The organism is Trichocoleus sp. FACHB-591 (assembly GCF_014695845.1).
Taxonomy (GTDB): domain Bacteria; phylum Cyanobacteriota; class Cyanobacteriia; order FACHB-46; family FACHB-46; genus Trichocoleus.
This window is the reverse complement of record NZ_JACJPA010000102.1, coordinates 99,403-118,309: the sequence shown is the minus strand read 5'-3', so window position 1 is coordinate 118,309 and position 18,907 is coordinate 99,403. Positions and strand designations below refer to the sequence as shown.

Here is an 18,907-nt window from a genome sequence, read left to right as displayed (position 1 = left end):
ATTCAGGTTCTGATGGGACAATTGTGGAAGCGATGGCTGGCTGATCCAGGTTGGACTCAGTCTTTGCTGCTTCAAATTATTGATATTGGACTGGTGCTACTCCTGACGTATATGGTGCTCATCATTATTGGTGAGCGCCGGACACTGTGGATGGTACGGGGATTCATTATCCTAATGCTAGCCGCAGCCGTCAGCACTAACTTGAAGCTCAAACTCTTGAGTTTTGTCTTGAACAGCTTGGTGATTGGCTCAGCTGTCTCAATGGCCTTTATCTTGCAAGCAGAATTTCGCCGCTTTCTAGAGCAGTTGGGGCGGGGTGAAATTCTGCAATTGTTTCAACCTTCACGCCGCGCTATTCCCAAACCTGACAATGTCATTGATGAGATTGTCGATGCAGTCAAAGAACTTTCGCAAAACCGCATCGGAGCGCTATTGATTTTAGAAACCAGTGCTCCGATTGATGAGCGCGATTTTTCAGTGCCAGGCGTGAGGTTGAACGCTGAAGTTTCTAAAGAACTAATCCAGACCTTATTCCAACCCACTACCCTACTTCATGATGGTGCGGTTTTAATCCGCGCTTCCCGCATCATGGCTGCTGGCGTCATTTTACCCATCTCAGAGCGTACTGCTTCCCGGCAATTAGGGACCCGACACCGAGCTGCGATGGGAATCACTGAGCGAATCGAAAATTGTATGTGTATTGTTGTATCTGAAGAAACAGGGTCGATTTCCCTAGCAGAAAGGGGAACACTCAATCGGCCCCTGACCAGCAGTAAACTGAAAGAACTCTTAGAAGCAAGCTTCTCTCCATCCGTTGACCGCGAAGCAGTTGCCTCAGATTTACGCAACTTTGGTCGTCAAATTGGGTCTCAAGGATTGGCACTCATTTCACGTTTACTTCGTTTGCCCTCTTCGGCCTCTCGGGAAAAAAAATGACTGCAAAGCCAACCATCTTACAAGATCTGCCTGCTGATCTAGATCGAGAGCGGCTGCCTAAGCATGTAGCTGTAATCATGGATGGCAATGGTCGCTGGGCTAAGCGCCAAGGTCTACCTCGGATCATGGGCCACCGCCGAGGAGTAGACGCGCTTAAGGATCTGTTGCGCTGCTGTCGCGATTGGGGAGTTCAAGCTCTAACGGCCTATGCCTTTTCTACAGAAAATTGGGGGCGACCGTTTGAAGAAGTTGACTTCTTGATGACACTGTTCGAGCGGGTGTTGCGGCAAGAACTTCGCGAAATGATGCGAGAAAATGTCCGCATTACTTTTGTGGGTAATTTGGACGCGCTACCCCAATCTCTGCGAGCCGAGATTGAGCGCTCTATGGCTGAAACTCGGAATAATTCTGGCATTCACTTTACGGTTGCCACGAACTATGGAGGGCGGCAAGAAATTTTGCAAGCTTGTCGAGCGATCGCCACTCAAGTCCAGCAGGGACACTTGCAGCCAGAAGATATTGATGAGGCAGTGTTTGAGCGGCATCTCTATACCGCAGGCGTGGGCGATCCCGACTTGCTGATTCGAACCAGTGGCGAAATGCGACTGAGCAATTTTTTGCTTTGGCAGATGGCTTATTCCGAGCTTTATGTGACAGATACGCTCTGGCCTGACTTCGATCGCGCCGAGTTCCACCAAGCTTTATGCGCTTATCAACAACGGCATCGTCGCTTTGGCAAGCTCTAAGCCGTGAGGTGAATCAATTAAAGGTGTAGCTAACTAAGGTCCAGAAAAAATGGCATCTTCCACGTCCTGACGGCTGAGCAAATACTTAAAGGAGCGCTGAATCGCCTCCCCTCCCACTTCCAGATAACGTACTGTCAGTTGGTCTACATCTAGATACAACTCGGCTTTCCATGCGGGTTTTGCTATACGCCAGCAGTGAAGTTCTGCTGGGTCTTGTTCGCACCCTTGTTCAGTTAACCAAGTTTCAAGGTCTGGTAGGGAGTGGTTATAGAGGGGAGTGTCACTAGAAGGTAGTGTCATAAATCTCAAAGATTGCGTAGACCAAAATTGTGCACAGAACGAGCCTCAAGAAGCAACTCAGGAATACTACCAATTCTCTAAATCGGATTTGTAGATCCTTGTAGGGGCAAATAGCCATTCACTCCTACAACTGAGCATTTTTTTGATTGGCATCAGAATCTAAAACCTTAGCAGATGGAGCAGCCAGTTCTGATCTCGCTGTCTCAATTTGCTCACTAGGAGCACTCTGACTCTGCAATTGCAAAGGATGAAAGGCAATATCGCCTCTCGTTAGACCAATCGCGATCGCTAGCATTAAGCAAGCTACAAACGTGACACCCAAGATAAATAAAGCAAAGATTTCTCCAGGTGACAGAGGCCGATCGGTAGGGTCTAGATAGGCAGAGGAAGAATAGCGCCGAGATTGCGAGGCAGAACGGTTAAGGTCTGCTGGAGCTTGCATCACATGCAGACGGGAATAACCAATTTTGAGGTCGTAAGCAACACGACGCTCCGGATTACTGACGGTAGCATAGGCTTCATTGAGTTGCTGAAATTTCGCTGTGGCGATCGCCGGAGGCAACGTAGTGGTATCAGGATGCAACAGCTTGCTCAGATCGCGATAAGCTCGCCGGATTTGTTGCGGTGATGCGGAAGGATGCAATCCTAGCAGGGCGTAGTAATTAGGAGCCGCAGTTTTTGGCAATGGCGACCCTTGATTCACCTGATTTGGCGTTGCTCCATCTTGAGTCACGCGAGTTCCCACCCTACCTAGCTTTTGATTATTCTAACCAGGTTCCTGAGTAAAATTCCTAGCTCCAGCTTGCTGTCGCTCTACTAAGCCACAAATGGCGGCTAACAGCAACCAGCCTAAAACATTGATGCGGATATCAAACAGCGTGACATCAAATAAGTTGAATAAGCTGCAAGCTAAGAACGCTACTAAATAGGTAAATAAAATCAGGCGATCGCTTTGCTGCAAAGGATCTGAGGCAGGATTCCAAGATAGGAATAACCGCACGCCGCGATAGACCATCCAACCCACTAATCCTACTAAGAGCAAGGTCGCGAACAACCCTGTCTCTGCCATCAACATCAACGGCAAACTGTGAGGATGGCCCATGAAAACTTGCCACTTGGCTTGATACAGCGGAGTAAAGTTGCGTAAGCCCCAACCTGTGAAGGGCCGCTGCTCAGCTAGAGACCAAGCAAACTGCCACTGGGTTGCTCGGAGAGTGGCGACAGGGCGATTGGGATACAACTCATCCGACAGTCTTGCCCAGAGAAACGCTGGAACAATCCGCCTGAGTGGAGCCTTGATGACCGTAGGGCCAAAAGCCGCTCCGCCAATGCCAGCAACAGCTATACCAACCGCAATCACTAGCCAGCGCCAACCGAGATACAAAGCGTAAGTTAGGCAAGCCAAGCCTGCTAAGACCCAAGCATTGCGGGAATTCGTGAGGAGTAGCGCGATCGCATTTCCCAGCACAACGGCAGCTAAAAAGCACCAACGTCCCCAAGCGATACTCGATGAAGTGGAAGCGTTTAGGGCAGGATATGGCTCCTCGGATAGTGCCGCGATCGCAGGTTCCGCAATTGATTGTAACTGGCTCCTACGGCTTGGAAACGTATCGAGCCACAGTCCAACTGCCAAAATAAACGCAATCACCAAGTAATTGGCCAAGACATTGGCATAGGCAAAAATCGAAGACATGCGACCCAAAGGATTGCCGCCTCGTTCCACACCCAGATCAACGATAATTCCCAGCAAATGTAAATGTCCTGCCCAGCCCCAAAACTGCTGCCCCAAACCAATAATGACCACGGGCACTGAGGTTAAGACCAAGACCCAAGCGATCTGTCGTAGTTGAGCAGGCGTTTGAATCAGCGTACTAAGGGCTGTAAACAAAAAGAATAGCGGCAGAAAATTGGCTAAGCCCAAGAATGCCGCAGTGCGATCGTAAGCAAAAATTGCTGCCACCACAAACCACAAGCTCAGAACCGCCAAACCCTGATTAAAAGGACGGCGTTTGATCCAAGCAGCTTGCTTAATCCAGGTAGCGATCGCGGCTCCCAACAAGCTCAAGCCACCCAACAAAGGGCTAAAAGGAAACAGGAGCAAACCAATTTGAACCCAGTGCCAAGGCATTTGCAGATGCCGTTGCGGATGAGTCTGTAAGTGGAATAACTTGTTCAAGGTTGCTTCCTACACTGGTTCCCAAGCCGCTTCAAGGCAATCGGCGCGAGTCAAGCGAATTTGCGCCAAAGCAAACACAGTGGGAATCACCCGCCCATAGTTAGTTGCGATCGCCCGCCAGCCTAAATCCGCAAAAAACAAAGCCCACATCGCTGGTCCCACAAAAGCTAAAACGCTGCGAGTCACGCCATAGCGAGCCGCACTGAGAGCCATCCCTTGTTTTGCGGTTTGTAGCGCTACATAACTTTCAAACTGAGCGGCTGCCACAGCGCCACCTTTGGCGATCGCCTGCTGGGCTACTTGGTAAGTTGCAAAGTGGTAGGCGAACTGTTTTGCGATCAATTGCATCAACATAGGACGCACAATTGAGCTAATCGCTAAAGCACTACCTCCCTTGACCAGCAATCCCATTGGATCTTGCTGCACCGCCACAGGTAGCTGATCTCGAATTTCAGAGCGAGCTAGCGATTGTTGTACCCGCAGCGTCAAAGCTCCTTTTTCTTTGGTCGATAGTTGTTTCCAGGCACGACTCAGCAGATTGAGGAACACTTCCGCTTCTAAGTCAGTGGTGGACAATTCTTCGGAGTAAGGAATTCTGAGGTAGCGGCAAACTTGAATTAAACATTGGCGATAAGTGATGCGATCGGCATGACCTTGGAGCACTGTCATGCCATCTGCTGCTAAAAACCGAAAGCGCTGCTCTAAGGCATCTAGCCAAGCTTGCCGCCCTTGGCTTTGCACATCCATCGGGTCCGGGGTATACAAGTAGTCAATTGGGTTAAACTTACGGCGAAACAAAATCTCAGTTAGCTCACCTAATTCTTCTTCAGTCGCTAACTCCAAGGCTGCTCTTAGCTCGTCCGCCATAAATTCCTCCACAACTGCACTGTTAACCCCGCTGTCCCATATTCTACTCTTAGCGATTGGCTGTTCGCTGTTGGCTGTTGGCTTGTTCCCTATTGGCCCGATGCACATTCTATTCTCTAGGAGACTCAACATTCGTGTTTGATGTTGCTGTGGTTGGAGCTGGCATTGCAGGCATTAGTTGCGCTCAGCAGTTGCGGCAATTGGGCTATCGCGTTGTCGTAGTAGAAAAGTCGCGGGGGTTGGGTGGCCGCATTGCCACTCGTCGGGTACAGGACACTTGGGCGGATCATGGAGCCCGCTATCTCAGTGCTCAAGGAGAGCATCTGGCCCAACTCATTCCAGTTTTGTGCGAAAACCAAATTCTAAGAACTTGGACAGATACTGTTTATGAACTAGGGAGCGATCGCCACCTGCATGCACCGCAACCTCAAGACATCTATCCTCGCTATACTGCCCCCGCTGGCATGAGCACGATCGCCAAATTCTTAGCAACTGGATTAGACATTCAGCGGAGCCAGCGAGTAGAAGCGATCGCCTTGACCCCAGAAAATACTTGGCAACTGACTTTGACAAACACCAGTGATCCTGCTGCAACTCTTAAAACGTTGGCTGCTCAGGCAGTGGTTGTAGCGATTCCTGCCCCGCAAGCCCTGACCTTGCTCAAGCCTTTGGAAGAAACAATACCTGCTGATGAGTTCTTCAAAACTCTACGCGCGGTCCAATATCATCCTTGCATCACTGCGATCGCAGGTTATGCTCGCGATCGCCAAGCTGATTTAGCTACTCACAACCTAGCTTGGCAAGCTGTCACCTGTCCTGATGATTCAATGATTGATTGGATTAGCCTGGAGAACAGTAAGCGCCCCACTCAAGGCTCAGAACCACAGCCGCCCACTTTTGTCATCCAAAGTAGTGCTGCCTTCGCCCAAAAAAACTTAGAAACTTCTGATTTACCAGCAGTAGGGTGTCAACTCTTAGACTATGCCGCCCAAGTTCTCTTCTCTTGGCTCGACGCCCCTGACTGGTTACAAGTTCACCGCTGGCGCTATGCCTTTCCTGATCAATTTTGGCCCGCTCCTTTCCTAGCCGCTCCAGACGCTTTACCACTCGTTTGTAGTGGCGATTGGTGTGGGGGGAGGCAGATTGAAAGTGCTTTAGAATCTGGACTGGCAGCAGCAGCCGAAATTAATCGTCAGCTTCGGAATCTACCCCTGCCAGAAACCAGCTTTTGGCATACCATTCCCAGTCACTCTGTCGATTCCACGGGCTGAAGCAAATTCAAGCAATGACCCGGAATTTCTTGCTATTGCCTTTCATACTTAGGCCCTTAGCAAGCTTGACTGCATCTCAATGGGAAACCCTGGGAGACTAGTCTGTCGCTTCAGCGCCGTCTCTTGCGCCCTCTTGATCTGTTTCAGTTTCTTCAGCCCGGTTGTCATTACCGAAGCGTCTCTTGCCAAAGCGGCCTTTGTTGGTGCGCTTACGGAATTTGCGAGCGTAAGCTTCATTACGGAGAGCTTTTTCTTTCTTTAAGTTGCGGCGTTTAGCCATGTTTACCTCTTTGAATCTATCTGCCACGCGAAAAGCGATCGCTTTTCCAAACTTTTGCGAGAAGCGATCTCAAGCCAGCGCTCTAAAAACCAGAACGCCTAAAAAAATCGGTCAGATGTTTACTCTAACCTAATCTGTGACTCTCACCCAAACAGCTCAGCCTTTAATTTTAGCTGAATTGCGGTTGACAGAGCAGTTGGCAAAGCTGTTAACCGAAAAAGGCCAAGCTTTCAAAGCCAATCAGAGTTACAGTTTGGTCATTTTGGCAGCCAATTCTAGGGCATTGGCTGGAGTAGTGATTAGTCCCTCAGCTCGTGCCAACTGAATCTCAGCTAAAAGTTGCCCAATTTGCGGGCCAGCAGCCAGCTTCAAATGCGTCATCAGGTCTTGACCACTGACAAGAGGCATAGGATGCGCGACTGGATCGTCAGGAGTTAGAAAACGCTCAATCAGCCCCAACAGCACTGATATCGGTACACCTACAGCTAAAGCCCGCACCATCAGCGCTGGGAATACAGGGCCGACCGATTGAAACAGAAAATACTGCTCTCGACAAGACAAACCATCTGTGACGCTAACTGCTTGTAACTGAGGCAAAAACTTAATAATAGTTAGGGCCGCTTGAATCTCGGCTCGGCTGTATTTCAAGTTCAATAACTCTACCTCAGCCTGCGCTAGGTCTAGAGACAGCAAACTAGCTAGCTTAGCCACCGTAATCCAAGTGCGATGATCGCCTGCAAGCTTGGCTTTAGCAGCTCCCGACTCAACACCAGAGTTGCTATTAGCAGACTTGTTGCCCGTGGCGCTAGATGAATTTTTAGTGCCTTTACGACTAGCTTTAGTTGTGTGGCGTAGGGAGGCATAAAGTTCAGCTTTGAAGCTAGGACAAGCGGCCACCAAACTAATTGCTGAGCGATCGATCGCCGCAATTTGAGCCAGACTTTGAGCAGTGGCTTGAGGAAGCCAAGCTTGGAGCAAGCCATCTTGCCAGGCGGCGGTCAACCACGGAGTTCCCTGAACGCTGCCAAATAAATAGTTGAGTTCCGACTGGATGCGCTCGGCGGCAACCTGGCTTAAGTAAGGAGAAAACTGACGAATCACAGCCCGCGTTTCCGCGTCTAGGCTAAAGCCCAACTGAGCTGCTTGGCGATAAGCCCGCAACAGACGTAGGGGGTCTTCGCGCAAGTTTTCCGAAGCTACCATGCGGATCGAGCTTTGCTTCAAATCCACAAAGCCTTCCAGTGGATCAATCAACTCTTCAGTATGCGGGTTGTAGGCGATCGCATTCACCGTAAAGTCCCGCCGCTGGAGGTCAATTTCGAGGCTAGACCCCATTTGTTGCGCGAAATCTGCGGTAGCTTGCTCAAACACCACCCGGGCAATTTGCCGCTCTGCGTCTAATAAAACAAAGCCAGCCTTGTGATGATGCGCGATCGCTTGAGCCGTTTCCACTGCCTTTTCTGGCATGACAAAGTCGAGGTCTAGGTAATCGGCATGACGACCGAGCAACGCATCACGCACCACACCTCCCACCAAATAGGCAGGCTGAGGCAACCATTGCAAACCAAAAGGCCAAGTTTGAGGCGATAAAACAGATAAAGAAATTGAAGAAGTAGCGTACATGGAAACAAAAATCAATCGAGCGGCTAGCCAAGAATTGACTCGCCTAAGCTAGAGTAACAGAAAGACATGCGGGGTCTGGTAAACCCATCTTGTCAACCTACGGAGAGGTTCTGATCATGTGCATTTGTGTGAACTGCCACTACGTAGATCGCTGCACCACGTATCATGCAGTCGAAGGGCAGCATCAACAGCCTCACCTCACAAATACACCAGATTTTGAAGCGGTTGAACCCACTATTAATGTCAATATCCGTTCCTCAGAGGATGAAATCCAAATGGAATGGGATGTAGTTGGCTGTCAGAGCTTCAAGCAAGAAACAGGTAAGTGGGCTAACTTGCGCCCAGGTGAGTTAGTTCCAACTTAACCTGGTTGCGATGTTTCCAGCCAATTTCTTGGAGTTTCTCAGGATTGCAGCTGCGATCGCCAGATAAAGCGCATTTAGCTACCTGGAAATCTGGAGGAACGGCGTAGGATAAACTCAGTGAACTTGGGTTCCTAGGGTATGCGCTACTGCCTCAATCCGGTTTGTCGAAATCCGCACCACGCAGAGCCAGCTAAGTTCTGTGAAACTTGTGGCTTTAAGCTTGTTTTGGGCGATCGCTACTGCGCCCTCGAACCCATTGGGCAGGGGGGTTTTGGCAGAACTTTTTTGGCTTTAGATGACTACAAGCCTTCCAAGCCGCGCTGTGTGATCAAGCAGTGCTTTCCCCTGCCCCAAAGCATTCGTAACCCGATTAAAGCAGCCGAGCTATTTCGGCTAGAAGCCGTTCGGCTAGAAGAATTAGGCCACCACCCTCAGATTCCAGAGCTACTGGCGTACTTTCAGCAAGACCAGTTTCAGTATCTGATTCAAGAATTTATTGACGGAGCCACGCTAGAGCAAGAAGTGGCTCAAAATGGTGTTTTTAACGAAACCCAAATTCGCCAATTGCTGAGCGATCTGCTGCCAGTGCTGCAATTTGTCCACGAACACCATGTGATTCATCGCGACATTAAACCCACAAATATTATTCGCCGCCGCACTGACCAGCAATTGGTCCTAGTGGATTTTGGCGCAGCAAAGTCGGCCAGCAGCGCCGATCTCTCTCGTACGGGCACTAGCATTGGCAGCCCCGCATTTGTATCTCCCGAGCAAGCAATGGGGAAAGCCATCTTTGCCAGCGATCTCTACAGCTTAGGAGTCACTTGTATTTACTTGTTGACTCACACCCATCCCTCAGATTTATTCGATAGCGAAGAAGGCACTTGGCTGTGGCAGCCTCACCTCAAACAACCCATTAGTGGTGATTTGGGTCAGATTCTCGATCGCCTGTTGCAAAGCGCAACGAAGAAACGCTATCAATCCGCGATCGCAGCATTACAAGATTTACAGGCTCCCGCATTATCACTCACACCAGCTTCAAACAGAGCAACCGCAGCTGATCAGGCAGATTCGGTATTACCTTCAATCTCAGAAGCTACGCCCAGTGATTTAACATCCCCAACTTGGCGTTGCGTGCGAACTTTGACTGGGCATTCTCGCTGGGTGCGATCGCTTGCCATTAGCCCAGACAGTCGAGTACTGGTGAGTGGCAGCGGCGATCGGACTGTAAAAATTTGGGATCTCACAACCGGACAGTTGTCACAAACTCTATTAGGTCATGAGCATTGGGTGCGATCGGTAGCAATTAGCCCAGATGGAGAGTTAGTCGCCAGCGCCAGCAATGACAAAACAGTAAAAATCTGGCAACTCAGTACCGGAAAGCTATTACAAACGCTGAGCGGCCACAGCGACTGGGTTCGAGCCGTAACTTTCAGCCCCGATAGTCAGTACCTGGCCAGTGGTAGTCAAGATAAAAGCATCAAGCTCTGGCAAGTGGCAACAGGTCAACTGCTCCAAACGCTGGTAGGGCATGAGCATTGGGTGTTAGCGATCGCCCTAGCCACAGGAACAGTAAATGCGTCAACTACTAAGCAACCCCTACTGGTGAGTGGTAGCCGCGACACCAGCATCAAAATTTGGCAACTAAATACCCAACGCCTGCTCCACACCCTGACAGGGCATGATGAACCCGTCACTTCCCTGGTGCTTAGTTCCAATGGACAACTACTGGTGAGCGGTAGCCAAGACAAAACTATTAAAGTTTGGCAACTCGAAAACCAAATCCTGCTCCGGACTCTAACAGGTCATGCAGACGCAGTGAATGCTGTCACTCTCAGCCCAGATGGACAGCTATTGGTGAGCGGTAGCCAAGACAAAACCATTAAAGTTTGGCAATTCGATACCGGAACCCTGCTGGAAACATTAGTAGGGCATGTTGCTTGGATTTGGTCAGTTGCGATTAGTGCCGATGGCCAAACCATCGCTAGTGCTGGTGATGATGGCAGCATCAAGATCTGGCAACGTGATTAAATGACTATTGATATTTGTGATTTCTGAATTAACTTTGACTCCTGATCCTTCCTCTTCTGCCGCCCAATACGGCTTATCGCTACATACCAGCACTCCCGAACTTGGCTTAGCTTTGGGTAACTTTGCAGGCGATCGCCGCCATCAAGTTTGGAGCTTGGATCGGGGGTTGTCTACCCATCTGCACCACTATTTGGGTGAGTTCATGGCACCTCAAACTTGGTCAGACCTCGCCTTTATCGCAGTAGCGCGAGGACCCGGCGGCTTTACGGGCACACGTATCGGCATGGTCACGGCTCGCACCCTAGCACAACAGCTAGAAATTCCTCTCTTCGCCATTTCTTCGCTAGCTGCCTACGCTTGGATTTCTGTCTCCCAGCAATCTCAACCTGTCCTTGAGCCACAGGTGATTGCGGTGCAGATGCCAGCTCAACGAGGGGAAGTGTATGGCGCTATTTACCAAGTAGGCTCGGAGACTGGTTTAACGCCTCTCTTGGCAGATACCATCCAGCCCCTAGCCAATTGGGAAGCAACTTTAGCTAGTTGGCCCACTGCCTATGAGTTGGTGAAAGCGGAAGGCGGATTGGGTAGCTCAGTTTTGGGGGTTTTAGCTTTGGCTGAACAGCATTGGCATCGAGGGGAGCGATCGCATTGGTCAGAAGCGTTGCCCTTCTATGGTCAACATCCAGTCACCAAGTAGGAATCCTAAGTGTTTGTGAGAAGTGTATCTAAGTACACCTCTCACAAATCATAAAGAAGGCATAAAAAAAGACAGGAAGTGCCTGCTTCCTGTCTTGGTTGTTCACCCAGTATTTGCCCTATCAGTCAGCTCACGAGCGTTGCAGCAATTCGTAAGGGTAGAGAGCACCAATGCTTACACAGCAGTTGTTTTTCCCACGTTACTTTTCTACTGAAGCGCTGATCTAGAGTCCTGAGGTTTTGCAACCAAATCAGTGTTATCTCCAGGAGCGTTTTGCATGACCGATACAGTCACATAGAGAATATACTGAGCTAATTCTAGGGGAACCGGGAAAGGAAATGGTAGAAATGTGACAAAAATCAAGAATGTGACGGGTCTCACCAGAGCTGCTTTTAGTCTTGATGGCTGGAAGCACTGCATACCAAAGTTTGCAGTGCTTCCAGCCATTGCCAATGCTACATTTAGTCTTTACGTAGTTCTGCTAAACTTCGCTCAGGGAAATTACTTAATCCCGTTTCTCACTAACTATCGTTGTAGGCTCCGGGGGTCCAGTGCATCTCGCAGGCCATCACCCAGCACGTTAAAAGACAGCACCGTGAGAATAATCAACAAAGCTGGAGGCCATACCAGCCAAGGTTGTAGTACCAGAATGGAGGCGTTGGTCGCCAGAGATAGCATATTGCCCCATGAGGGATCGGGCTGTTGAATGCCCAAGCCAATCAAGCTCAACACCGACTCCGCCACAATAAAGCTCGGAATGGATAGGGTAGCCGAAATAATCACATAGGTTGCGGTCTGGGGCAAGATGTGGCGCACAATAATGTAGAACGGCTGACCGCCCATCGCTGTCGCAGCTTGAACAAATTCCCGCTGTTTGATGGACAGTACTTGCCCGCGAATTACCCGCGCTAAGCCTGCCCAGCTAATAAACGACGTAATCAACACAATTAGAAGAAATCGTTGGGCACTCGTTAGCCCCGGTGGTAACACTGCCGCTAGAGCTACCAACAAATAAATGCTGGGAATCGTCATCAAAACTTCTACCAAACGCATTAAAAAGCTATCGGTGAAGCCACCAAAAAATCCCGAAATACCACCGACCAGCATACCCAGAGGAAAGGAAATGGCCACCCCCACCAAGCCAATGCTAAGGCTGATGCGTCCACCATATAGCAATCGACTAAACTGATCTCGCGCTTGCTCATCGGTACCTAGCAAGTTAAATCTAGCTGACCCAGCCGCACCGAAGAGATGCCGTTTAAACTCCAACCCCAAGATTTTGTAAGGATGCCTTGCTACAAAGAGGCGAAGTGGTGAAGGTTGGCTGCGATCAATGATTAGCTTGCGATCGCCCGTGTTGATGTCAACCGGACCTTGAATCGTGGGATAGACATGAGGCCCAATAAATTGACCCGCTTGATTGCGCCAGTAGATTTGCGTCGGGGGTAGCAGCCCGCCATCTGGCTGTGAGGCGTAGGGGTCATAGGGGGCCACAAAATCAGCAGCGAGCACTGCCAGGTAGAAAATTATCAGCACCAACGCCCCAAATCGGGCCAAAGGATTCTTTTTAAGTTTCTGCCACCAATCCATAACACTGCTACCTAATGCGAACTGACGAAAACTCTCGTACTTAGCGATCGTGCTGTGGGCCTGTACTTAGCGATCGCGCTGTGTGCCTGTGGAACTCACCATAACAGGAGGCACTTCCTCAGATCCATCTTTCAAGCCATCTCTAGAATCTGAGTTGACCAATTCTAGGGTTGTTGTATCCAGCGCCTCTGGGTTAAGAGGATTGTAGAAGAAGGAACCCGTTTGCGGAGGCAAAGTTGGGTCTAGAACAACTTCGGCAATACTTTTCACGACACCAGTTAGAGGAATTGCCAAAATCACGCCGAGTAAGCCCGCCACTTTAGCCCCAAGCAGCAACGACGTAAAAATAATCACTGGGCTAAGACCCGTCAGGTTACCCATGAGTCGGGGAGCCAACAAGTTGTCTTTGATCTGTTGGGTCGCGATCGCCACTCCTAAAACTTGCAGCGCTAACCACCAGTCGATAAATGCCACCACGACACTCACCGTGGCAATCCCCAAGGTCGCCCCAATAAATGGAATCACTTCCATCACACCGATAAACACGGCAAACAATAAGAAAAACGGCACTCGCAACCATAAAAACGCCAAAGACAGCACCACGGCCATAAATAGCCCTAGCAATAATTGGCCCGCAAAGAACTGTCGGAGATTGCGCCGTAAAGAATCCGTTAAACAAGTCCGAATTTGGGGCGAAAAAATATTGACCAGTCCCCGCCAGACACGCTCCCCATCCAGGAGCATGTAAAACGAAATCACCAAGATCAAAACCAGATCCAGTGTCCAGTTGACCGTTCCCAGGACCAAGCCAAATCCTTGAGCCGCGATCGCCTGTGCCCGTTCCCGCACCTCCGCCGATAACTGCTGCTCCAAAAGCTGCACATCAAAGGGTAGGTTGTGCGCCTCGCTCCAAAGCTGAAAATCTGCTAACTGATTCCGCCCAGACTCCATCAAACTAGGGAAATTCGTAGCTAACTGACGAGCTTGCTCTGAAACTGGAGGTGCGATCGTCAAACCAATCACTACCCCTCCCAGCCCTGCGGCCAAGTACACCAGAGCGGCTGCAACCCCACGAGGTAAAAAAGTCTGTAGCTTAGCCACTGCATAATTCAGCAGAAAGGCAATCAAACCTGCCGTCACCAAGATGCTAATGAGATCGCCAAAGTAGTTGAGGGCGTTCAGGGTCAACCAGCCCGCAACCAGCACCAGTAACCAGGTGATTAAAAGTTGTTGAACAGGAGAAAAAACACGGTTCATGAGTGTTAGCGCTATGCCGTTTTGCTAAGCAACGGGAATTGGATCTTCGTGTTCTACCACAAAAACATTAGAGTACAAGTTGGCAATAATCTGCTTACCCTGCTGAGTTAAAGACAAATAATGCAAGGCATCTTTAACGTAGGGGTGAACGCCATGCCAATAAAACTTGGGATAGTTCTTCCGCAGGTCGGCAGGGTTACGGTAACCTAACGCTTTGTTCACGCCTGTTTCTTCAAATTCATAGTACAGAGCACAGATTTTCTTTAAGTAGCGGGGGTCGCTCAGTTGACCGATTAAGTCAGAGGCTCGGATCAGCCCCGGATAGTCAACCGTATCCTGATGGTCTTCTACCGAAGGCACCGGAAAGCGAGTTAGCTCAATGTTGTACTTAATTACATCGGCATCGATCAGCTTATGTCCGCCAAAACGCTCATCAATAAAGAGCTTGGCGCGATCGACGTGGTAGGGAGTCAGGCTCGCATCAGAAGACCCAGCCGCTAAAGGCACCATTGCTCCATCTTTACCTGTGGCATAGTAACCGTCTTTGTCTTGGCGGCAAACACCTTTTACGTAGCCAATATCGTGGCAGACGAGGGAGATAATGAAGTGCAGCCAATCTTCACAGGAAACGCCGCCTTCCCGAATATGTCTGCCTCGCAAGATTTCTTGTCCTACCAAAGTGACGAGGATGGTGTGTTCGACGTTGTGGTAGAGCGCATCACTGTTCGCAATGTTCTCTAGTGCCATGCTGCCTGCCCAACCAATAATGTCTTCGTAGTCTGGCTTCCACCCGCCATAGGTACGCCGATAACCTTCTTTGAGTCTCTGAACAAAGTTATCAATCAGAATTTCCGTGGCATTAAACATGCTAAATACTCGCTTTTATGGGCTTGCAGGATAGGAATGGTGAAGGCGGGCGATCGCAGCATTACGAATGCTTATTTGTTCTAGAGAAACACAGGCAAACCAGTCATGTAACTGGGCCAAATTTTTTGTCTGATTATCACTTGAGCAGAGAAATCTAGAGAGGGGTGGCGTCAAATCACAAAATCTTGAGCGAGCGTCTAGCTGCATAAATATCTACATCTGCTAGGCATCAACCTTTAGTTTTCCCGGTTATGGTGGTGGCAGGTGAGTCTTGCTACAGACTTTCTCAATTAATTTCCCTTCAGGAGTAGGTAATCCCCATGAGGCACGCCCCAGTTCGTTACGCTAGGCAACTGCTCACCCTGGGGATGATGGGTCTAATTGGGGCTACAGTTGTAGAGCCAACTTTGGCTGCCCAAAAAAGCTCTACACCCAATCCAAACCAACAGAAGGTCCAACTGGATTCTAACAATGCTGCATCGTACTATCAGCAGGGTAATGAACTTTATCACCAAGAGAAGTTAACTGAAGCGATCGCGGCTTACCGCAAAGCGATTGAGCTTGATGGGAAGTATGTGGAAGCTTACGTCGGTCTAGGCAATGCCCTGGATGATAATGGGAACACGGATCAAGCGATCGCCGCCTATCAACAAGCGATTCGTCTCCGCCCTAATGATGCGATCGCCTACTACAACTTGGGGGTGACTCATTACCGCCTCAACAAGTACGCCGAGGCTGTAGCCGCCTTTGAGCAAACTACTAAGCTTGATCCTAAGTTTGTCTCAGGCTTTATCAGCTTAGGCAATGCCTTAGATGATATGGGAAAATTTCAGCCCGCTCTTCAAGCTTATCAACAAGCCATTCAATTAGAGCCTGACAATGCCAGTGCCTACCTGAATATGGGCATTGCTTACGCTCGCCAAAAACAAACCAAAGCCGCGATCGCTGCGCTGCAAAAGGCCAAAACTCTCCTGCAAACTGAAGGCAGCTCGGACGCAATTCAGCAAATTGAGCAAATGTTGCAGCAACTCACGACTTCCTAGCCTCTAGCGTCTCCTCTCGCGATCGGTCTATAATAAGCGTTCAGCTATTGGCTAGCTGAGCCTGCTGCGGGTGTAGTTCAGTGGTAGAACGTTAGCTTCCCAAGCTAAATGTCGTGGGTTCGAGTCCCATCACCCGCTTAAAACATAAATCCCCTAAAGTCGATATTTATAGGGGGTTTCAGTTTCTAAGAAGTTTAAAGAAAAAGCTAAATTCAGTACATAAGAACTAAAACTGGGTATTTTTGGGGTAGCTTTGGTAAATAACTGGGGTAAAATTGAGGTAGACACTTAGCTCTTACCCCAGAAAAATCATGTACTCAAAAACCACTAATCGCAAGGCTTCTAAAGGTTCTGTTCAGATCAAAAGCTCTAATGGTCGCTTACAGCTAGTCTTTAGTTTTGGGGGTAGACGGCACTATCTTTCATTAGGATTCGACGATAGTTCCCAAAATCGCAAATTAGCTGAAAAGAAGGCCAGAGAGATTGAACTAGATATACTCTCTGGTCACTTTGAAGGCGTGGAGAAGTACAAACCTAAATCAGTGCTCAGTGCCGTTGAAGCTGTTACCCCAATTTCTACCCCACAGCCGAGCCTAGCGGAGATGTGGGATAAGTTTGTTGAGTACAAACGCCCTCAATGTTCTCCAAACACAATGAAGTACGTGTACGGAGTTTATACGCGCTATCTTCAAAAGATCCCGACTCAAGAGTTAAGCCAAGCCAATGAAATGAGAGATTACGTCCTCAAAAGTTTTCCTATCGACTCAGGAAAACGTTTCATCACTCGCTTATCTGCTTGCTGCCAATGGGCTGTACAGTCTGGCATGATTTCTGAAAATCCATTCAATGGTATGGCAGCAGAAATCCAACTTCCTAAATCAAATAAAGGTGAAGGAATCCCTGAGATTAACCCGTTCACGCTAGAAGAACGAGATGCAATCATTGCAGCAATTGAAACTGATCAATTTTGTCCACTTAAATCGGGTTTCAAGCATAGCCGCTATGCCCCTCTAATTAAATTCCTGTTTATGACAGGATGTAGACCTTCAGAAGCGATCGCCTTGGAGTGGCAGCATATCTCTCCCGACTTTAGACAAATTACTTTTGAACAGGTTGTGATCAACACTGACTCAGGTAGACAGGTGAGAACAGGGCTGAAAACTCAGGAGCGGAGAAGATTTCCATGCAATAACTCACTCCAAGAAATCTTGCAATCAATTAAGCCTGAATACGCTACTCCAGATTCATTGGTATTTCCTTCACCGGAGGGCAAACCAGTTGACTTGAATAATTTTCGCAATCGGATCTGGAAAACTGTTCTTAAAGGGTTAGGAATTGAATATCGCAAGCTCTATCAAACTCGACACACCTTTATTACCCATGCCCTTGAGACAGGCAAGCTGGATGCTAAAGATGTAGGCTGTTTAGTAGGCAATTCTCCGGAAGTCATCTACAGGCATTACGCAGGCAATAAGCTCGAGTTGTTCGTCCCTGAGTTTTAGATAAGTTGCCATTTACTGTAGGGCACCTTTACCACTCAAAATTCCCTATCTACCCTATTAAACTCCATTCCTATCGAGCGATCGCCCCTTAACCACTTAAAGAGGGCGTGAGGTGCGTTCGCAAAGTTACCGCTATACGAAATGAGTCGATGAGTTGTGTAGTTCTTATTAGCGACTAACAGCTCTAGCTAATTTCCCTGCAAGCCAGTGGGGGTAAGCCATGAGCTGATGTTTTGTCGCTCAATCTTACACTTCAGCATTGCCATCAAGGACTCACTCTCACTATGCAAAAAAAGCTTGCAACCATTACGCTCTCTCTGACCTGCGCTCTAATAGGCTTAGGCACTAACTTTGCCTTGGCCATCCCTACAACCAACCAGCAAGGAGACTACCCAGCCCCACCTCCAGGGCAGCGAGGTGGTAGGCAGGTCAACTGGCAAGTTGTTGATTCAGACCCCAAGGGGCTCAACTGCCGAATGGCTAGACAATTCCAGGGTATCTCGGTAGACAGCATTGATGCACCACCCGATTTGTCTGCGCGAAACAAACACAATATCTCTCAGTGGCCTGTGGTGTTTGCCTTCAAGCGAGGGCAACGTTTACGCGCAGAGACTGGCAATTGGGATAATCAAATTATGTTGACTGATCGGCAAGGAAAACCCTGGTTGCCTGTCTCTACTAGCAAGGGTAATTGCTTTGTCCGTGCCAACAGCAATTTCATTCGACCTGTTCGAGAAGATGCCGTGACTCTAAAGCCATTGGAGTAATCCTACGCGTTGGGTTCCAATCGCTTCACAAGCTAACAATCATAAAGCTTCAAGCCCTACAGATTTTTGAAATCCATAGGGCTAATTAGCAATTCTGAGCTTTTTAGATTTATGCAATTTCGTCTGGGTTTACTCCTCGCTTTCGCAATGAGGCTAGCATTTGCTGCCTGACCTGGGCAGCCCAGGATTCAAAGCCGATCTTCTCTACATTTCTATCTACCACTACCTCATCTGGAGGAGTTTGTGGTTTCTTAGTTTTGGTTTCCATAACCGTCGGTACCTGGAGAACTGGGGAAGAGCGTGCAGCGAACTACTCACCCTGCTCACATCTTAAAAGGGTTAGCTAGGAAGCTCCACTCGGAAATGCGCTAAGTACATTGAATGCTTGCAGTTTCTGAATCGCAACCCTAAAGCTGATACATAGACAACAATTGAGCCACTTGAACCGTAACGGATCGCCCCTTGTCACTTCTGAGGCGATCGCACTCACAATCCGAGAACAATCAATATTCACCAATTTTCCTGCTTTGTCTACCAGCTCCGTTATAGAAGACATAGTTGTAGACATATGTGGACATAATTTAAACAGGCG

At 48.9% G+C, this 18,907-nt stretch carries 19 protein-coding genes and 1 tRNA gene; 10 read left to right on the top strand and 10 right to left on the bottom strand.

The window, feature by feature from the left end; all coding sequences use genetic code 11:
- The first annotated feature begins 12 nt into the window (after positions 1-12).
- Complete coding sequence (gene cdaA / locus H6F90_RS20615; protein ID WP_190431361.1) at positions 13-936, top strand: diadenylate cyclase CdaA; 924 nt, start codon at positions 13-15, stop codon at positions 934-936.
- On the top strand, positions 933-1,682 hold the full coding sequence (locus H6F90_RS20610) for an isoprenyl transferase (protein WP_190431360.1): 750 nt from the start codon (positions 933-935) through the stop codon (positions 1,680-1,682). Before cdaA ends, H6F90_RS20610 begins: the two co-directional genes overlap by 4 nt.
- 33 nt (positions 1,683-1,715) lie before the next feature.
- Here the strand turns inward: H6F90_RS20610 and H6F90_RS20605 are convergent, their stop codons facing one another.
- The 4 genes from H6F90_RS20605 to H6F90_RS20590 form a co-directional block, all read right to left on the bottom strand.
- Positions 1,716-1,982, bottom strand: a complete 267-nt coding sequence (locus H6F90_RS20605; RefSeq protein ID WP_190431359.1) for a DUF3143 domain-containing protein — start codon at positions 1,980-1,982, stop codon at positions 1,716-1,718.
- A gap of 124 nt (positions 1,983-2,106) precedes the next feature.
- Positions 2,107-2,715, bottom strand: coding sequence for a J domain-containing protein (locus tag H6F90_RS20600; protein ID WP_370588057.1), 609 nt, complete (start codon positions 2,713-2,715; stop codon positions 2,107-2,109).
- A 33-nt stretch (positions 2,716-2,748) separates the two neighbouring features.
- Complete coding sequence (locus H6F90_RS20595; RefSeq protein WP_242024561.1) at positions 2,749-4,158, bottom strand: O-antigen ligase; 1,410 nt, start codon at positions 4,156-4,158, stop codon at positions 2,749-2,751.
- A 9-nt stretch (positions 4,159-4,167) separates the two neighbouring features.
- Positions 4,168-5,025, bottom strand: a complete 858-nt coding sequence (locus tag H6F90_RS20590) for a YaaW family protein (RefSeq protein WP_190554123.1) — start codon at positions 5,023-5,025, stop codon at positions 4,168-4,170.
- A gap of 134 nt (positions 5,026-5,159) precedes the next feature.
- Here H6F90_RS20590 and H6F90_RS20585 point away from each other — a divergent pair, with 134 nt between their 5' ends.
- Complete coding sequence (locus H6F90_RS20585) at positions 5,160-6,296, top strand: FAD-dependent oxidoreductase (RefSeq protein WP_190554122.1); 1,137 nt, start codon at positions 5,160-5,162, stop codon at positions 6,294-6,296.
- A gap of 97 nt (positions 6,297-6,393) precedes the next feature.
- On the opposite strand, the gene H6F90_RS20580 is transcribed toward H6F90_RS20585, so the two are convergent.
- Together H6F90_RS20580 and H6F90_RS20575 are read right to left on the bottom strand one after the other, a co-directional pair.
- Positions 6,394-6,576 (bottom strand): hypothetical protein, encoded by a 183-nt coding sequence (locus tag H6F90_RS20580; protein WP_190431357.1) that lies wholly within the window; start codon positions 6,574-6,576, stop codon positions 6,394-6,396.
- Between the two features lie 246 nt (positions 6,577-6,822).
- The gene (locus tag H6F90_RS20575; RefSeq protein ID WP_190554121.1) at positions 6,823-8,199 is read right to left on the bottom strand and encodes a CCA tRNA nucleotidyltransferase; all 1,377 of its coding nucleotides are present in this window, start codon (positions 8,197-8,199) and stop codon (positions 6,823-6,825) included.
- Positions 8,200-8,315: 116 nt separating this feature from the next.
- Here H6F90_RS20575 and H6F90_RS20570 point away from each other — a divergent pair, with 116 nt between their 5' ends.
- From H6F90_RS20570 to tsaB, 3 genes are all read left to right on the top strand, one after another.
- The gene (locus H6F90_RS20570) at positions 8,316-8,564 is read left to right on the top strand and encodes a Ycf34 family protein (RefSeq protein WP_190431355.1); all 249 of its coding nucleotides are present in this window, start codon (positions 8,316-8,318) and stop codon (positions 8,562-8,564) included.
- A gap of 138 nt (positions 8,565-8,702) precedes the next feature.
- Complete coding sequence (locus tag H6F90_RS20565; protein WP_190554120.1) at positions 8,703-10,592, top strand: serine/threonine-protein kinase; 1,890 nt, start codon at positions 8,703-8,705, stop codon at positions 10,590-10,592.
- Positions 10,593-10,626: 34 nt separating this feature from the next.
- Positions 10,627-11,289 (top strand): tRNA (adenosine(37)-N6)-threonylcarbamoyltransferase complex dimerization subunit type 1 TsaB, encoded by a 663-nt coding sequence (tsaB, locus tag H6F90_RS20560; RefSeq protein WP_190554119.1) that lies wholly within the window; start codon positions 10,627-10,629, stop codon positions 11,287-11,289.
- Between the two features lie 525 nt (positions 11,290-11,814).
- Here the strand turns inward: tsaB and H6F90_RS20555 are convergent.
- The 3 genes from H6F90_RS20555 to H6F90_RS20545 all read right to left on the bottom strand — a co-directional run bounded on the left by H6F90_RS20555 (position 11,815) and on the right by H6F90_RS20545 (position 15,003).
- On the bottom strand, positions 11,815-12,879 hold the full coding sequence (locus tag H6F90_RS20555) for an ABC transporter permease (protein ID WP_190554118.1): 1,065 nt from the start codon (positions 12,877-12,879) through the stop codon (positions 11,815-11,817).
- A gap of 66 nt (positions 12,880-12,945) precedes the next feature.
- Positions 12,946-14,136, bottom strand: a complete 1,191-nt coding sequence (locus H6F90_RS20550) for an AI-2E family transporter (protein ID WP_190554117.1) — start codon at positions 14,134-14,136, stop codon at positions 12,946-12,948.
- Between the two features lie 24 nt (positions 14,137-14,160).
- Complete coding sequence (locus H6F90_RS20545; RefSeq protein WP_190431350.1) at positions 14,161-15,003, bottom strand: Npun_R2479 family HD domain-containing metalloprotein; 843 nt, start codon at positions 15,001-15,003, stop codon at positions 14,161-14,163.
- A gap of 320 nt (positions 15,004-15,323) precedes the next feature.
- Between H6F90_RS20545 and H6F90_RS20540 the strand changes: the two genes are divergently transcribed.
- The 4 genes from H6F90_RS20540 (at position 15,324) to H6F90_RS20525 (ending at position 18,315) form a co-directional block, all read left to right on the top strand.
- The gene (locus tag H6F90_RS20540; RefSeq protein WP_190554116.1) at positions 15,324-16,046 is read left to right on the top strand and encodes a tetratricopeptide repeat protein; all 723 of its coding nucleotides are present in this window, start codon (positions 15,324-15,326) and stop codon (positions 16,044-16,046) included.
- A 66-nt stretch (positions 16,047-16,112) separates the two neighbouring features.
- Positions 16,113-16,184: transfer RNA gene (locus tag H6F90_RS20535), tRNA-Gly, on the top strand.
- Positions 16,185-16,357: 173 nt separating this feature from the next.
- Positions 16,358-17,548, top strand: a complete 1,191-nt coding sequence (locus H6F90_RS20530) for an Arm DNA-binding domain-containing protein (RefSeq protein ID WP_190554115.1) — start codon at positions 16,358-16,360, stop codon at positions 17,546-17,548.
- A 284-nt stretch (positions 17,549-17,832) separates the two neighbouring features.
- Positions 17,833-18,315 carry a hypothetical protein gene (locus tag H6F90_RS20525; protein WP_190554114.1) on the top strand — a complete coding sequence of 161 codons (483 nt, stop codon included), beginning with the start codon at positions 17,833-17,835 and terminating at the stop codon, positions 18,313-18,315.
- Positions 18,316-18,658: 343 nt separating this feature from the next.
- Here H6F90_RS20525 and H6F90_RS20520 read toward each other — a convergent pair whose 3' ends face one another.
- Complete coding sequence (locus H6F90_RS20520; RefSeq protein WP_190554113.1) at positions 18,659-18,871, bottom strand: hypothetical protein; 213 nt, start codon at positions 18,869-18,871, stop codon at positions 18,659-18,661.
- Positions 18,872-18,907: the final 36 nt, after the last annotated feature.

Bases quoted from the DNA above. Each gene is read 5' to 3' on its own strand.
- cdaA (WP_190431361.1), top strand. From the start codon at position 13: ATGGGACAATTGTGGAAGCGATGGCTGGCTGATCCAGGTTGGACTCAG.
- H6F90_RS20610 (WP_190431360.1), top strand. From the start codon at position 933: ATGACTGCAAAGCCAACCATCTTACAAGATCTGCCTGCTGATCTAGAT.
- H6F90_RS20605 (WP_190431359.1), bottom strand. From the start codon at position 1,982: ATGACACTACCTTCTAGTGACACTCCCCTCTATAACCACTCCCTACCA.
- H6F90_RS20590 (WP_190554123.1), bottom strand. From the start codon at position 5,025: ATGGCGGACGAGCTAAGAGCAGCCTTGGAGTTAGCGACTGAAGAAGAA.
- H6F90_RS20580 (WP_190431357.1), bottom strand. From the start codon at position 6,576: ATGGCTAAACGCCGCAACTTAAAGAAAGAAAAAGCTCTCCGTAATGAA.
- H6F90_RS20575 (WP_190554121.1), bottom strand. From the start codon at position 8,199: ATGTACGCTACTTCTTCAATTTCTTTATCTGTTTTATCGCCTCAAACT.
- H6F90_RS20570 (WP_190431355.1), top strand. From the start codon at position 8,316: ATGTGCATTTGTGTGAACTGCCACTACGTAGATCGCTGCACCACGTAT.
- H6F90_RS20565 (WP_190554120.1), top strand. From the start codon at position 8,703: ATGCGCTACTGCCTCAATCCGGTTTGTCGAAATCCGCACCACGCAGAG.
- H6F90_RS20555 (WP_190554118.1), bottom strand. From the start codon at position 12,879: ATGGATTGGTGGCAGAAACTTAAAAAGAATCCTTTGGCCCGATTTGGG.
- H6F90_RS20550 (WP_190554117.1), bottom strand. From the start codon at position 14,136: ATGAACCGTGTTTTTTCTCCTGTTCAACAACTTTTAATCACCTGGTTA.
- H6F90_RS20545 (WP_190431350.1), bottom strand. From the start codon at position 15,003: ATGTTTAATGCCACGGAAATTCTGATTGATAACTTTGTTCAGAGACTC.
- H6F90_RS20540 (WP_190554116.1), top strand. From the start codon at position 15,324: ATGAGGCACGCCCCAGTTCGTTACGCTAGGCAACTGCTCACCCTGGGG.
- H6F90_RS20530 (WP_190554115.1), top strand. From the start codon at position 16,358: ATGTACTCAAAAACCACTAATCGCAAGGCTTCTAAAGGTTCTGTTCAG.
- H6F90_RS20525 (WP_190554114.1), top strand. From the start codon at position 17,833: ATGCAAAAAAAGCTTGCAACCATTACGCTCTCTCTGACCTGCGCTCTA.
- H6F90_RS20520 (WP_190554113.1), bottom strand. From the start codon at position 18,871: ATGTCTTCTATAACGGAGCTGGTAGACAAAGCAGGAAAATTGGTGAAT.